Here is a 13275-nt window from a genome sequence, read left to right as displayed (position 1 = left end):
ACCGACGACTGGTAACGGGAGAGTTAGCTGAGGAGTGGCAACGCAAGCGTGACGGCGAGCGAGACGAGGACGACCGCGGTGACGGCGAGCGTGAGTGTCTCCGGAAGCGTGTCCCGCTCAGGGAGCCACCGCGAACCGACGCTGTCGGCGGCGGCATGGACGAGTCGGCCCCCGTCGAGCGGGAGGGTGGGGATGCAGTTGAACAGGCCGATGTTGAGGTTGACCCACGCCACCCAGAAGAGCACGGTAGCGAGGACGAAGACGCCTCCGCCGAGCGCGGACAGCGGTCCGGAGACCTCGTAGAAGCCGGTGACGTGGCCGGTGAATCCGGGGAAGTCGGAGGGCGCTATGCCGACGACGCCCGCCAGCGGCAGGAGGACGAAAGAGGCCACGCGGTCGAGGACCGAATCGCCGCCGAAGCCGCTGTGGAGGCCGACGGCGTCGAGGTACTCGGCGGCGGGGTAGGTCTCGATGCCGAAATCCGAGAGCACGAGTCCGCTGATGCCGGGGCGGTAGAACACCCCAATTCGGGGGTTGCCGTCGACGCCCGCTCGGAGTTCGACGTCGTACGTCTGGACGTCGCCGTCGACGAACACGCGAACCGGGACCGTGTCGCCGACGTCGTGGTTCTCGAGCACGTTCGCGAGGGCGTCTGGGTCGAGGGTGCGCTGGCCGTCGACGGCGAGGATGGTGATCGGTTCGTCGGGCGGCGCGCCGGCGGCGGTGAGCGCGCCGGTGCGCGCGGCGCGTGAGACGCGCACCCCGACCGGGATGGTGAACGTGCCGTTCGACGTAGTGACGGTGGCGGTCGGGTCCTCGCGGACGGCGGCGCGGAATCCGGCGACAGTGTGGACGGGGTCACCGCCGACGGCGAGAATCTCCGTGTTCGGGTCGAAGCCGACGGGGGCGCCGGGATTGACTGCTGCGACGTGGAGCGAACGCTGGACGTACGCGGTTTCGCCGTCGCCGAGTTGCGCGGTGACGACGCGGTCGCGGTCGTCGAGTGCGCGGTCGAGGTCCGCGCGACTCTGCACGCGGAGGCCGTCGACGCGTTCGATGACGTCACCGGGTTGGATGCCGGCGTCGGCCGCGGGGCCGTCCTCGACGACGCCGCCGACGGGGACGCCGCTGGCGACGCCGATGGACCCGACGACCGGCCCGGCGAGCAGCGCGACTGCGACCACGGTGACGGCGAAGTTGGCGGTGACGCCTCCGGCGAGCATGCGGGCGCGGGAGAGCGGGGACCCGGCGTTCAGGTCGTCTCGGTCGTGTTCGACGTACGCGCCGAACGGGAGCAGACCGAGGAACGTGGCGCCGACCGCGGTGACGTCGATGCCGTCGGCGTGCGAGGCGGCGGCGTGGCCGACTTCGTGGGCGAACAGCGCGACGGCGAGCGCGGCGACGACGGCGGGGACGATGGCGAGCGGGAGGAAGCCATTGATGCCGGGTTCGAGGAACACCGACTGGGGGGCGGACACTTCGCCGACCGCGGGTTCGAGGACCGTGGCTGCGGCCGCGACGACGACAGCGAGTAGGCCGAGGGCGGCGGCGGTGAGTGCGAGCACGACGCCGCCGGTCCAGAGCGCGCGCCAGAGCCGCTGGGGGCGCGCGAGGCGGTCGAAGACGGCGGCCGGGTCGTCGCTCCACCGGAGCGAGAGGAACGGACCGGTGACCGAGAGCCACTCCGGGAGGTCGCCGCGGGCACCGAGAACGAGCGGGAGCGCGGCGCTCACGACGAGTACGACGAGCAGCCAGCCGTCGGTGGCGAGCGCCGCCATCGTGGTCCTAGAGCGGGGCGGCGACTATGAATGTGTTGTCAGTGGCAGCGACGCGGGTCGGGCCGTGGCCGAGGCGTTCACTCGGTCTGGCCTGGGACGTTCACTCGGCCGGACGGTTTCACCGCGTGAACCGCGCGAGTTCCGCGTCGTCTATCGTCGGCGTGGCGTCGTGCGGGCGGTCGATGACGATGTCACCCGCGGTGCGCTGGCCGACGCCGGGAATCGCGGTGAGTTCGTCCATCGTGGCCTCGTCGAGGTCGAGGGGGTAGGGGACGCCGGTGACCGAGCGGTAGCCGTGGTCGGTGACGGCGACGTCCGTCGTCCGGCCGAGTTCGCGCTCGCCGGGGACGGCGACGAGCAGCGAGTACGTGCCGAGTTGCCGGCCGAACGTCTTGCCGTCCTGGTGGTACTCGAAGTGGACGTCCTCGAGGACGGTTCCGGGCGGCACGACGCGCTGGAGCATCGGGTTGTCTATCTCCTCGCGGACCTCGGACTTGTAGCGCTTGAACTGCTGTTTGTGGTCGTCCGCGAGGTCCGCGCCGGTTTCGGCCATCTCGGTGCCCTCGAAGGCCATCACCTGCCGGATGTTGATGCGCCGGAGCATCAGGCCCTCGTCGAGCACGCGCTGGAGGAACCGCTTGTTGTGCTCGAACGTCTCCTCGCGCTCGCCGGTGAGGCCGTGCACGAGGTTGATGCCGGGCAGAAGCTTGGGGAGGCGGTTCGCGGCGCCGTCGCCCCAGGACGGCGCGTCACTCGGGTCGTCGCCGGGTCGCCAGCCTGCGACCTCGTTCACCACGCGAACTGCTTCGAGGCACTCGTCGGCGGTCACGAGGAGGTTGTTCTCCTCGGCCACGACGGGGTCCGCGGATTCGAGGCCGAACGCGGCGGTGTCCCCGGGCGTGTTGTGCTCCGCGATGACGCGGATGGCCTCCCGCGACTTCTCGGGGTAGTCCACGATGGTCACGGGGTTCATGTTGTCGAGGTGGAGCGTCTCGAGGTCGGGCGCGACCTCCCGGATACCGCCGTAGAGTCGGCGGAGCGCGTCCGGGTTCGGGGCCTCGCCGTCGCCACCGAACGCGAGGATGTCGGCCTGCCGGCCGATGCGGAAATGCTTCGCGCCGTGGTCCGAGAGGTTCTCGACCTCCCGGACGACGCTCTCGGCGGTCCGGAACGACGGGTCGCCGTACATCGGTTCCGTGCAGAAGGAACACCGGTACGCACACCCCCGCGAGGTCTCCATCTCGCAGATGAGGTACTCCGGGTAGTTGGGGTGTTGTTCGACGACGAACGCGCCCTTCGCCGCCCAGCGGTCGATCTCCTCGTTGTCCCGGTAGCGGTCCTCGAACCCCTCCAGACCGCTGGCGACGAGGTCGTGGGCCGCGGACTCGACGTCCGCCATCGCGAGGAAGTCGAAGTCGAGGTCCGAACGCTCCATCTCTTGAGCGCCCGCGTTCTCCTCGCCGACGCCGAATCGGACGGGGCCGCCCATCACGCTCGTCCCCTCCGCGAGCCACGCCAGTTTCTGCACCTCGTCGGGTTCCGCGGGCGTCCCGCCGACGTACTTCCCGGGGACAGTCATGCCGCCGACGTAGACGAACAGGTCGGCGTCCGCGACGTCGTTGTACTTCGCCTTGTCCTCCCGGAGTTCGTCGATGGTGTGGTAGGTCACCTGGTCGGCCGGAACCCCGGCGTCGACCAGCGCGCCCGCCGTGTACCGCGGGTACGTGGAGATGTACGGCGGCACGCCGAAGTGCGCCGGCTCGTCGACGTAGCCGTCCACGAGCGTCACGTCGAGGTCCGCGGGGTCGGTCATGGGGGTCGTTGGGCATCGAGGCCTAAGAACGTGACTACACGGCGTCGTTCGGTGGGCCGGACCGAGCGGCGTCCTCGGGCGAGTGCGTGACCGTCGCTGCGCGGTGCTGGACGAGTAGGCACGCCGCGAGCACGAGCCACACGCCGACCATCGACGGAAGCGCGAACGCGAACAGCGAGCGCGCGGCCTCGCGGACGGCGGCGCCGACACCTAGCGGCACGACCGACGCGGCGGTGGCGACGGCCACCGTGTCGTAGGTGACGGGCACGGACAGCAGGAGCGCACCGGCGAGGAACAGACGGCGCGGGACGCCGCTATCGAGGAGGTACAGCAGCGGGACGAGCGGGAAGACGGTGAGCGCGACGTAGAACCCCTCGAGCGGGAACGCGACGAGCGTGGCGAGCAGCGTCCCCTGGAGCGCGACGAGTCGGCTCCGGAGCGTGTCGACGGTGCGGTTCACGCCGACGAGGACGGGCGCGACGGCGAGCAGGCTCGCGGGGAGCACCGCCCATCCGGGCAGCCACGGCGCGAGCACGCCGAGCTGGCGGCGAACCGTCACGTAGGGCGCGGTCGGGTCGGGACCGTGCTGGAACGCCCCGACGGCCATCTCGCCAGTCAACGTGTGCGTGATGTACGCCTCGTACGCAGGCACGCCGAACGCGAGCGCGCCCACAGCCAGCAGGCCGACGCCGGTCGCCGTCGCGGCGGCGATGGCCGTCCACGCGCGCCGCCGGAGCAACCACACGCCGACGAGCGCGGGGAACAGTTTGACGAGCGCGGCCAGGCCGAACGCCACGCCGCTCGCTCTCGGGCGGTTGCGTTCGAGGAGTACGGCGCCGCCCGCAATGGCGAGCGCCAGCACGGGGTTGACCTGCCCCATGAGGAGGTTCGCGACGACCGGCAGCGACGCGAGCGCGTACCCCGCGACGAGCACGCGGTCGACGCGGGACAGGTCGACGCCCGCTCGCTCGGTGACGGCGACGAGCAGCGCCGCGAGCACGGCGAGCGCGACGAGGTCGAGGGCGACCTGGAGGGCGAACGCGCCCGCGGGGTCGCCGAGCAGCGCGAGCGGGTAGAACGCGACGACGACCGGCGGCGGGTAGAGGAATCCCACATTGCCGGCGTAGATGTCGGCGTTCAGCAGCGCGGCGCGCGCCCCGCGGTAGTAGTGGTCGGACGCGAGGGCCACCTGCTCGGGGTGGACCACCGGGAGCGAGACGCCAGTCAGGACGCCCGCGAGCACGCCGACGGCGAGGACCAGGCGGGGGCCGCGGTGGGACGCCATGGCGGACGAGGAGACGCCCGATACTTCCCATTTCCGGACCAGCCGGGGATCAGAACGCTACCCGAGTCCGTACTCCTCGACCAGCCACGGGAATATCGAGCGCGCGAAGTGGACCATGACGACGACCACAAGCGGCCCGAGGAACAGCCCCATCCACCCGAACGCCATCACGCCGAGAACGTACCCGAGGAGGATGAGTCCGACGTGGAGGTTGCCGCGCGCGGAGAGGAACGACCGGACGAAGAAGTCCGGAATCGTGTCCACGACGAAGAAGGTGACGACGAAGAACGCGACCGGGTGCCACAGCGGCGTCGGCGTCGTCGCGGCGAGCGCGACGAGGAACAACCCGTAGGGGACGTAGACGATCTTCATCCCGACGATGGGGATCATCGTCCCGATGCCGATGAGCAACCCGAGGAGGACGGGGATGCCGACGACGGTGCCGCCGGCGACGAAGTTGAGGAGGTAGTACGTGACGACGGCGATGGCGGCGCTCGCGACGATGATGGCGAGGTTGCCGAAGAACACCGTCTCGAGGTCGTCATCGACGTTCGACGTGTACGAGACGACGCGCTCGTCGTAGTTCACGCTGTCGTAGAACCACCGCCGCAGTTTGTAGTCGTCTCGCAGGAGGTAGAAGAGGAAGACACTCATCAGGAACAGGCGCGTGAGAACAGTGAACAGCAGGCCGGCGACGGTGAGGAGCCCACCGAACGCTCGCTGGAAAGCCGCGCGAGCGGCCGGACTGAGCGGTTGTCCGGGGTTGGTCACCAGTGAGTCCCAGAGCTGCTGGAAGTGCCCCTCGCGGACGAGCGCGAGGTACGGCTGGAAGAACGAGCGGTACCCCTGGATCGAGTGCGTCGCGAGGAACTGGTTGAGTTCCTGTAGCGCGACGAACGAGGCGTACACGACGACCGCAAGCAGCGGGAGCACGACGGCGAGCAACGTGAGCGTCACCGTGACGTCCGGGTGGTCGATGTACTCGTCGAGTCGCCGGTACAGCGGGCGGGTGGCGTAGTAGAGGAAGACGGCGAACAGGAGTGACCCGAGGAACGTGTACAGCGCGGTCCCGACGACGAACGCCACTGCGATGCCGAAGAGCAGCCACACGAGCGGCCACCCGAGGAAGTCCCTGGAGCGCGCCATACAGAATCCACGACGTTCAGATTGTTGTGCGTGTCGGCCGAGTGAAGGGTTCGGCAGACGAGAGAGCCGACTGCGGCAGGAAGCCAACTACGGCGCAGAGCCGACTGCAGCGGGGAGCCAACTGCAGTGGAGATCCCGGCTGGTGGAACGACGTCCGAGAACGTCGCGGAACCTGCGGAGGCCGAAAACGGTTTGCCCGCTACGGGTGTACGTGTAGGTATGCCCGCCACGCTCGAGGTTCGCTGCACGAACGACGACTGCGAACTCGACATGTTCCAGCTCCACTACACGTACGACATGCCCGACAGCGTCGGCGTCGACGACTTCTCGTGTCCGTACTGCGGAGAGACAGAGCCCCTGGAGGAGATCGACGTATGAGGGGCAGGGAGTTCGCAGAGGCGGTGGGCGGTGCGGTCGCGCGCCGCGTCGGTCGCGCCGCGGGTCGGTTCCAGGAGGAGGCGCCACTCGCCGTGGACGTTCTGGAGAGCGACGACGAGTACCTCGTGGTGTTCGACGCGCCGGGCGTGACGGCGAGCGACGTGCAGGTGAACTACGTGGGGAACACGGTCCGGGTCCGGATCGACCGCTTTCGGCAGTACCGGGAGGGGTTCGAGATGCAGTTCCCGGGGCGCGGACTGTCGATGGACGGCGAGGCGACGCTCCCCGCGGACGCCGTGGTGGACGCCGAGCACGCGCGCGCGGAACTCCAGTCAGATGGCACGCTACACGTGTACCTGCCGAAGGGCGAGGACGACGGCACCACCGGCGTGCCCGTGACCGAACACGACGAATCCGGCCAGACGAGCGAGAGCCAAGCGACGGACGACCAGTCCGACGCGTAGTCAGTCGACGACCATCCCCTCGACGACGTCGAACGCCTCGTCGCCGTCGAACCGCGTCGGGTCGAACGCCGGGATTCCCTCGCCGCCGAGCACCTGTTCTGCAATCGCTTCCCCCGTCGCCGGCGCGCGCATGAAGCCGTGGCCTTGCCACCCGGCGGCCACGAAGACGCCGTCCGCGAGTTCCCCGAGTAGCGGGTCGCGGTCCGGCGTGGCGACGCAGAGACCTGCCCACGCGCGATTCACGTCGGCGTCGTAGCCCCGCAGGCGGTCCTCCAGGCGACCGGTCGTGTCCGCGACGAACCACTCGTCGCCCGCGCGGTCGTAAGCTTCGGGGTCGGCTTCGACGGGTTCGGTGCCGTCGCCCGCGAGCAACCCCTCGGGGTGGGGGCGGGCGTAGTACCCCTCCGTCGCGTCGTAGAACGTCGGCATCGGCCGGGTGGTGTCGGATGAAACACTGTCGACGCCGTTCGCAGTGAGCGCCTGCACGCGGTACGGCTTCAGTGGAACGGAGAGGCCGGCGTCGGCGAGCACGCGCTTCGTGTGCGCACCGGCGGCAACTACGACGGCGTCGTACGCCGTGCCGTTCACGCACGGCGGGTCGAGCGTGACACTCGCAGAGGTGTCCTCCCGCACGTCGACGCCCTCGTTGGCGGCGTTCGCGGCCATCAGGTCGGCGTACGCGCCCGTGTCGGCGACGCCGGCGTCCCACGCGACGGCGGCTTCCACCACGTCGTCCGCGCGCACCGCGGGGAACTCCGCGGCGAGTTCCTCGCCGGTGAGCCGTTCGACGTCGCGCCCGTGGCGCTGCATGCCCGCGACCTGCTCGCGGATGGCGTCGGCTTTCGCGCCGGACTCGGTGACGAACCAGACGTAGGGGGACGGTTCGAACGTGAACTCGCTGTCGCCGGAGATCGAGCGGAACCGCTCGATGGCGCGCTCGCCGACGCGGGCGTCCACGTCCTCCGCGTAGGCGTCGTAGAGGATACCGGCGGCGCGACCCGTGCTCGCTCCGCCGACCTCGTCGCGTTCGTACAGCGTGACTGCGGTTCCGTGTGCGGCGAGGTCGCGGGCCGCGGTGAGGCCGACTGCGCCGCCACCCACGACCGCGACGCGCCGACCGGTTCCGTCGAGCGTGTCGTCCATGGAGGAGCGTGCGCTGACAGCCCCATAACTGCCGCGGACGCGAACAGTCGCGGCTCCACCGCGAGCGCTTCCGCGAACACGTCCGCGCCGTCGACACCGACGCACTCCCACAGTTTCACTTTCACCTCGCACGGGTGACGTTAAAGCAGGTGGGGGAGGACGTGAGTGTATGGTCACGCAGCACGCTCGACAGCATCCGAGACTCGACGCACCGAGTGGCGAGCGGCGCATCGAGGTGTCCGAGATGAGCGCGGAAGGCGTCGCCTCCTACGTGGACGCTCGCGGCGACGAGACGTACATCGAGCGACGCGGCGGCAAGACGTTCCTCGTCACCACCGAGTGAGCGTCTGTCACCGGCGAATATGCGCTGCTCACGCGAACAGCGTTTTCACTCCCTGCGCGGGGTACGCGACGACCCTGTCCGCGCCGGCGCGCTCCAGTTCCGTCACGCGTTCGGCGACCGTTCGTTCGGTACCGACCAGCGCGTAGTCCCGGACCGCCTGCGAGAGTACCTCGCGGGCGCGACCCGACGCGGCACCGTCGGTGGGCGCGCTGTCGGGGAGCGCGCGCTGCACGGGCTTGCGTCGAGCAGTGTACGCGCCCACAGCGTCCAGAATCTCGTTCTCGTCGTCCGCGAGCACCGTCGGGGCGTAGACCACGATACCACCGTCGAAGCCGGCGGCGCGGAGTGCGCGTACGCTCCGCTCGGTGTCACGCGAGAGCAACTCGAACTGGGTCGCACCGGTCGCGAGCGCCGCGCGCTCGACGCCCTCCGTCCCTACCCAGGCACCCCCGTTCGCGCTGGTGGCGGCGCCGATGCGGGGCGCGATAGCCCGCTCGACCTCCTCTTCGGAGAGGTACGCGCCGTGCCCCGCAACCACCACGCGGCCCACGTCGTCGGGGAGCGCGGCGGCGAGCGAGTCGTCACCCAGGGGGTCGAAGCCATCCGCTCGAACCGGCGTCGTCACGCGAACCTCGCGGTCCGCCGCGAGCGCCTCGAGTGTCTCTGCACTGGGTAGGTGTTCGCGTCCCTCGTAGTCGATGGTGACCGTACGCACCGACTCGGGGAGGTCGATTCGTGAGACGTCGCACTCGGTGGGCTTGAGCGCGACGGCGTCGATGCCCGCGACCGCGGCGCGGCCGTCGCTGTTCAACACGACGAACCACCCCGGGGCGCAAGACGCTGGTGTGACTTAGAACAGGTGCGGAACGCACTCAATCGTCTCTTCGACCATACGCCAACTGGGCCGCGTGAACGCAAAAGGGTGTCGGCCTCGACAGTACTCCGAGCGCGACCCCCGGTGGCGCTGCCGCGGCTCGCGACCGCGTCGGCGACGGCCCACAGCGCTCACCGCTCTGGGTCCATCTCCACGACCTCCGGGTCGCGGTCGGGCGGCGTCCACCCGCACGCCAGTTCGAGGAACTGCACGAGGATGCGCGCGGTCGCCCCCCACACCGTGTAGCCGTCGACGTGGAAGAAGTGCACGAGCGCGTCGCCGTACTCGGGATGCACGCGCTTCTCGAGTTCGTAGTTCGCGTCGTCGGTCAGCCCCGACAGCGGGAGCACCGCGATTTCATCGACCTCGCGCTCGTCGGGGACGTACTCGCGGTCCGGAACGCGCGCGACGAACGGCGTCACCGCGTAGCTCGTGATCGTGTGGATATCGTCGAGTTGCCCGACGAACGAGAACTCCTCGCGTCGAAGCCCGATCTCCTCGTCGGCCTCCCGCGTCGCCGTCTCCCGCAGGTCGGCGTCGCTCGGCTCGCGGCCCCCGCCCGGAAAACTCATCTGTCCCGGGTGCTCGCCGAGGTGGTCGGCGCGCTTCGTGAACAGCAACGCCGGGCCGGACGCGCGCTCGACGACGGGCGCGAGCACCGCCGCGTCCCGCTCAGCGTCGGTGACGCGTACGGGCTGGTGGGCGGCCACCCGCGACAGGTCCATGCGACCAGCCAGGGTCGGGACGGCCTTAACTCACGCGCTAGCGTTCCTTCGTCGTCTCGAGGACGCGGAACCGATCCAGTTCGGGACTGCCCAGGAGTCGAGAAGAAGACCCGAAGAGGTAGTCACGAATCCACAGCCAAATCCTCACGCACGTCGTCCAGGTCGAGGGGTGCCCAGGCTTCCGCGTCGTAGGTCACGTCGAGCAGATACTCCGCGCGGTCACCGTCCGCCTCCGCCACTTCGGACTCCAGACGCTCCCGAACGGCCGCAGCGAGTACCTCGCGGTCGACGTCGCGGCGCTCCACGTCCAGGATGTGCGGGAGGTCGGGGCCGTACTCGGGGAGTTCCGGGAACGCCACGGGGCCGGGCGCGAGCAGTGTCGCATCCTCGTACTCGACTTCGACGAGGTAGTACTCGTGGAGCGCCGCGTCCACGCCCTCGCCCGGGTCGTCCGGTTCGTCGCCGCGCTTGAACGCAAGTTCGTCGAGCGCGCGTTCGAGTTCCGAGCGCGTGAGACCGCCAAACAGGTCCACAATGCCGGCAAGTTCGTCACCGTCCATGTCGTGGCGTGCCGCCCGCGGGTGCTTGAATGCTCCGCGTCCGGTTCAGGTGACGGCGAGGGCGCGTCGGTCCACGCCTGGGCGTCACTCCGCTGCGTCCCGCGCGTCACTCTGCCGCATCCCGCGCGTCCGCGGCGGCGGCCGCCGCGACCTCCTCGGGGTCGAACGGGGCGTCCGTCCACGCCGGTAGTCGGTCGTCGTCACCCGGCGGCGCGATAGCGTCGACGTACGTCGCGGTCTGGTCGCGCTCGTCCTCCGCGTCGTAGTCGAACCCGTTGAACGCCGCGTCGGTGCCGTAGGACTCGACGAGTCGGTTCGCGTGGTCGAGATACTGCTCCGCGAGCGCGTCGTAGTCGGGGCCGACGCCGGCGTCCTCTACGGCGCGGAACAGCGCGCGGCCGACACCCTCGCTCATCTCGGAGAGCCCAGTCGGGCCGGAGACGGCGCGGTGGTCGTGTTCGTAGCGCCCGAGGTCGACCTGCGCCGCGCCGTCCAGACCGGCGAGCCGGTAGGCTTCGCCGAGCGTGCCGACCTCCAGCCCCCAGCGGCGCTGCACGCGCAGGCGCCGAGCGACGTCGCTCGTCATCGCGCACTCGCCCGCGAGCGCGTACCGGAACGCGCCGAGGAAATCCAGTACCTCGTTGTCGTGGGCGTCCGCGAGCGCGGCGACGAGCGGTTCGTAGAACAGGCGGAACAGCCGGCCGTACAGGCGGTTGTTCTCGACGCGGGCGTAGTACCCCTTCGAGAAGTCGGCGCCGCGTTCGAGCGGGAACAGCAGTTTCCGGACATCCCGGGCCTCGTAGGTCGTCGTGTCGGCGTCGTGGACGACGACGTAGTCCGACTCGGCGGCGACGCCGAGCGCCAGCCAGACGTCCCGGCCCTTGCCGCGCTCGCCGTCGAGGCCGGCGTCCGCGAGCAGTTCCTCCACTCGGGGGCCGTCACACCACAGCACCGACAGCGAGAGGTCGAACGCCGAGAGCCACTCGCGGAACGCGGACACGCGCTCGGCGGGCGCGCGGAGCGGCACGACGACCTCCGCCGGGTCGACGCGCTCGAGTTCCGAGAACACGCGCTCGGGGGCGAGTCCGGCGTACTCGCGGTCGGTCATCGGCACCACCACGGACGCGCGGCCCGTCGGCGCGTCCGGGTCCGCGCCGCCGTAGTCGTGGAGCGTCGCCACGCGCTCCTGCGTGTACTCCATACCCCCTCTCGGAACGCCGCCCAGAACTAGCTTGCGCCCTCGGGGAGCAGGCCCGCCTGGTAGAACGCCACGAGTCCCGCGAGCAACCCGACGAGCGCGAGGCCGCCCACCCGGAACAGCAGGTCGTAGGCGTACCCGAGTCCGAGGAGGGTGCCGATGGCGACGCTCCCGAGGGCCTGCACGATCATCATTGCCGCGCTGTACGCGGCGTACGCGCTCGCCCGCTCGGAGTCCGGGAGGCTGTCCAGCAGGAACGTGTCGATGGCGGGGAAGAGGCTGTGTATCGAGTAGCCGAGCAGGGCGGAGACGGCAGTCACAGCGAGCACGCCCTCGACGAACGTCATCGCGACGAGCGTGGTTGCGAACCCGCCGAGCACCACGAGCATCAGGGGGACGTGTCGGAACCGGTCGGCGAGCCGCCCCGTGTACCAGAACGCCGGCACGCCCGCCGCGAACACCACGGTGAGCAGCGTCTGGGCGGTCCCCTGGGCGATGTCCTTCGTCTCGGTGAGGTACTTGATGTAGAAGTTGAAGAAGCCGTTCCAGACGAGGCCCGTGACGCCGACGATGACGACGCCGAGCAGCACGACCCGCCACTGCCGGCGCACGCCGCGAGCGAGGTTGCGGTCGGCGGCGCCCGCATCGGGGAGTTCCGCCCGTCGCGACGTCACGTACAGCACGCCCGTGACGACGAGCGCCGCCACCGTGAGCAGGTAGAACGGCGCCCGCCACGACCACCGCGCGAGGAGCGCGCCGACGAACACGGGCGCGATGGCCGCCGCCAACTGCGAGGCGGTGCCGTGGACGCCGATGACGCGGCCGACGCGCTCCGGAAACAGTTCGCTCACGAGCGGATTCGCGGCGACGAAGTAGACGCCCGAGGAGACGCCGACGAGCAGCGCCCCCGCCATCACGTACTCGATGGTGGGCGCGAACGCGGTGCCGAGCGAGGACGCCGCGAGTACGAGACCCGTCCCGAGGACGACGCGGTGGCGTTCGACGCGCGTGAGCAGGTAGCCTGTCGGTAATCGGGGGAGCGCGCTGCCGAGCCACGCCAGCGTCGCCACCAGCCCGATGGTCGCGTCCGACACCCCGAAGTCGGCCTGGAGCGGGCCGACGAGCGGCGCGAACACGACGCGACCGAAGTTCACGAGGAAGACCAGCGCGCACAGCGAACCGAACATGCGAACGCGCCGGTCCTCGACAGTGCTGGACACGACCACGCTTCTCGGGGCACCCCCTCAACAGTTGTGATACCGGCCGTAGGCGGCGACTACTTAATGAGTAGGTCGTGCAAGAGGTTGACATGAGTTCCGTGCGAAAGGCGCTCCGGGCGGGGAACGTACGCAAAGACACCTACGAGCGACTCCTGTGCAACGACTGCGGTGTCCCGTTGAACACGGCGAGCCGCGGCGGTGTCGGCTGGACGCGTTCCTGCCCCGAGTGCGGCCGCGAGTGGCGCCAGCTGAAGTGAGCGTCCGCCCGTAAACTCGATTGATAGGTCGGGGAACGGCAGCGGATAGTTCGAGGAGGAGAGCGGCGGCGCGCCGGGAGGGGCGCGTGGT

At 70.1% G+C, this 13275-nt stretch carries 14 protein-coding genes; 4 read left to right on the top strand and 10 right to left on the bottom strand.

Annotation, left to right across the window (positions count from 1 at the left end; translation table 11 throughout):
• Positions 1-23: 23 nt before the first annotated feature.
• From LT970_RS02310 to LT970_RS02295, 4 genes are all read right to left on the bottom strand, one after another.
• The gene (locus LT970_RS02310) at positions 24-1778 is read right to left on the bottom strand and encodes a site-2 protease family protein (RefSeq protein ID WP_232687356.1); all 1755 of its coding nucleotides are present in this window, start codon (positions 1776-1778) and stop codon (positions 24-26) included.
• 118 nt (positions 1779-1896) lie between these two features.
• Entirely contained in the window at positions 1897-3591 is a 1695-nt protein-coding gene (locus LT970_RS02305) for a radical SAM protein (protein WP_232687355.1), read from the bottom strand.
• Between the two features lie 34 nt (positions 3592-3625).
• Positions 3626-4876, bottom strand: coding sequence for a glycosyltransferase family 87 protein (locus LT970_RS02300; RefSeq protein ID WP_232687354.1), 1251 nt, complete (start codon positions 4874-4876; stop codon positions 3626-3628).
• 57 nt (positions 4877-4933) lie between these two features.
• A complete protein-coding gene (locus LT970_RS02295; RefSeq protein ID WP_232687353.1) occupies positions 4934-6022 on the bottom strand; it encodes an AI-2E family transporter in 1089 nt (362 codons plus the stop codon).
• A 219-nt stretch (positions 6023-6241) separates the two neighbouring features.
• Between LT970_RS02295 and LT970_RS02290 the strand changes: the two genes are divergently transcribed.
• Both LT970_RS02290 and LT970_RS02285 read left to right on the top strand, forming a co-directional pair.
• Positions 6242-6400, top strand: coding sequence for a DUF7559 family protein (locus tag LT970_RS02290; RefSeq protein ID WP_232687352.1), 159 nt, complete (start codon positions 6242-6244; stop codon positions 6398-6400).
• A complete protein-coding gene (locus LT970_RS02285) occupies positions 6397-6864 on the top strand; it encodes an Hsp20/alpha crystallin family protein (protein WP_232687351.1) in 468 nt (155 codons plus the stop codon). The genes LT970_RS02290 and LT970_RS02285 overlap by 4 nt, the downstream gene beginning before the upstream one ends.
• Here the strand turns inward: LT970_RS02285 and LT970_RS02280 are convergent, their stop codons facing one another.
• The gene (locus tag LT970_RS02280) at positions 6865-8007 is read right to left on the bottom strand and encodes an NAD(P)/FAD-dependent oxidoreductase (protein ID WP_232687350.1); all 1143 of its coding nucleotides are present in this window, start codon (positions 8005-8007) and stop codon (positions 6865-6867) included. It abuts the gene before it with no gap.
• A gap of 169 nt (positions 8008-8176) precedes the next feature.
• Here LT970_RS02280 and LT970_RS02275 point away from each other — a divergent pair, with 169 nt between their 5' ends.
• Positions 8177-8350, top strand: a complete 174-nt coding sequence (locus tag LT970_RS02275) for a hypothetical protein (protein ID WP_232687349.1) — start codon at positions 8177-8179, stop codon at positions 8348-8350.
• A 28-nt stretch (positions 8351-8378) separates the two neighbouring features.
• Here the strand turns inward: LT970_RS02275 and LT970_RS02270 are convergent, their stop codons facing one another.
• The 5 genes from LT970_RS02270 to LT970_RS02250 form a co-directional block, all read right to left on the bottom strand.
• Entirely contained in the window at positions 8379-9164 is a 786-nt protein-coding gene (locus LT970_RS02270; protein ID WP_232687348.1) for a DUF7388 family protein, read from the bottom strand.
• Between the two features lie 191 nt (positions 9165-9355).
• Entirely contained in the window at positions 9356-9949 is a 594-nt protein-coding gene (locus tag LT970_RS02265) for an NUDIX hydrolase (RefSeq protein WP_232687347.1), read from the bottom strand.
• A 122-nt stretch (positions 9950-10071) separates the two neighbouring features.
• Positions 10072-10509, bottom strand: a complete 438-nt coding sequence (locus LT970_RS02260) for a DUF7109 family protein (protein WP_232687346.1) — start codon at positions 10507-10509, stop codon at positions 10072-10074.
• Positions 10510-10615: 106 nt separating this feature from the next.
• Positions 10616-11710 (bottom strand): glycosyltransferase family protein, encoded by a 1095-nt coding sequence (locus LT970_RS02255; RefSeq protein ID WP_232687345.1) that lies wholly within the window; start codon positions 11708-11710, stop codon positions 10616-10618.
• A 26-nt stretch (positions 11711-11736) separates the two neighbouring features.
• Positions 11737-12894, bottom strand: a complete 1158-nt coding sequence (locus LT970_RS02250; RefSeq protein ID WP_232688666.1) for an MFS transporter — start codon at positions 12892-12894, stop codon at positions 11737-11739.
• Positions 12895-13016: 122 nt separating this feature from the next.
• Here LT970_RS02250 and LT970_RS02245 point away from each other — a divergent pair, with 122 nt between their 5' ends.
• On the top strand, positions 13017-13184 hold the full coding sequence (locus LT970_RS02245; RefSeq protein ID WP_232687344.1) for an HVO_0758 family zinc finger protein: 168 nt from the start codon (positions 13017-13019) through the stop codon (positions 13182-13184).
• Positions 13185-13275: the final 91 nt, after the last annotated feature.

Origin of the sequence: Halobacterium zhouii (genome assembly GCF_021249405.1) — an archaeon.
Classification (GTDB): Archaea; Halobacteriota; Halobacteria; order Halobacteriales; family Halobacteriaceae; genus Halobacterium; species Halobacterium zhouii.
This window is presented reverse-complemented; position numbering and strand designations above follow the sequence as displayed.

What these genes read in the sequence shown, in the direction of transcription:
- LT970_RS02305 (WP_232687355.1), bottom strand. Translation starts at nt 3,591, where the DNA reads ATGACCGACCCCGCGGACCTCGACGTGACGCTCGTGGACGGCTACGTC.
- LT970_RS02260 (WP_232687346.1), bottom strand. Translation starts at nt 10,509, where the DNA reads ATGGACGGTGACGAACTTGCCGGCATTGTGGACCTGTTTGGCGGTCTC.
- LT970_RS02245 (WP_232687344.1), top strand. Translation starts at nt 13,017, where the DNA reads ATGAGTTCCGTGCGAAAGGCGCTCCGGGCGGGGAACGTACGCAAAGAC.
- LT970_RS02250 (WP_232688666.1), bottom strand. Translation starts at nt 12,894, where the DNA reads ATGTTCGGTTCGCTGTGCGCGCTGGTCTTCCTCGTGAACTTCGGTCGC.
- LT970_RS02285 (WP_232687351.1), top strand. Translation starts at nt 6,397, where the DNA reads ATGAGGGGCAGGGAGTTCGCAGAGGCGGTGGGCGGTGCGGTCGCGCGC.
- LT970_RS02275 (WP_232687349.1), top strand. Translation starts at nt 8,177, where the DNA reads ATGGTCACGCAGCACGCTCGACAGCATCCGAGACTCGACGCACCGAGT.
- LT970_RS02255 (WP_232687345.1), bottom strand. Translation starts at nt 11,710, where the DNA reads ATGGAGTACACGCAGGAGCGCGTGGCGACGCTCCACGACTACGGCGGC.
- LT970_RS02280 (WP_232687350.1), bottom strand. Translation starts at nt 8,007, where the DNA reads ATGGACGACACGCTCGACGGAACCGGTCGGCGCGTCGCGGTCGTGGGT.
- LT970_RS02265 (WP_232687347.1), bottom strand. Translation starts at nt 9,949, where the DNA reads ATGGACCTGTCGCGGGTGGCCGCCCACCAGCCCGTACGCGTCACCGAC.
- LT970_RS02310 (WP_232687356.1), bottom strand. Translation starts at nt 1,778, where the DNA reads ATGGCGGCGCTCGCCACCGACGGCTGGCTGCTCGTCGTACTCGTCGTG.
- LT970_RS02290 (WP_232687352.1), top strand. Translation starts at nt 6,242, where the DNA reads ATGCCCGCCACGCTCGAGGTTCGCTGCACGAACGACGACTGCGAACTC.
- LT970_RS02300 (WP_232687354.1), bottom strand. Translation starts at nt 4,876, where the DNA reads ATGGCGTCCCACCGCGGCCCCCGCCTGGTCCTCGCCGTCGGCGTGCTC.
- LT970_RS02295 (WP_232687353.1), bottom strand. Translation starts at nt 6,022, where the DNA reads ATGGCGCGCTCCAGGGACTTCCTCGGGTGGCCGCTCGTGTGGCTGCTC.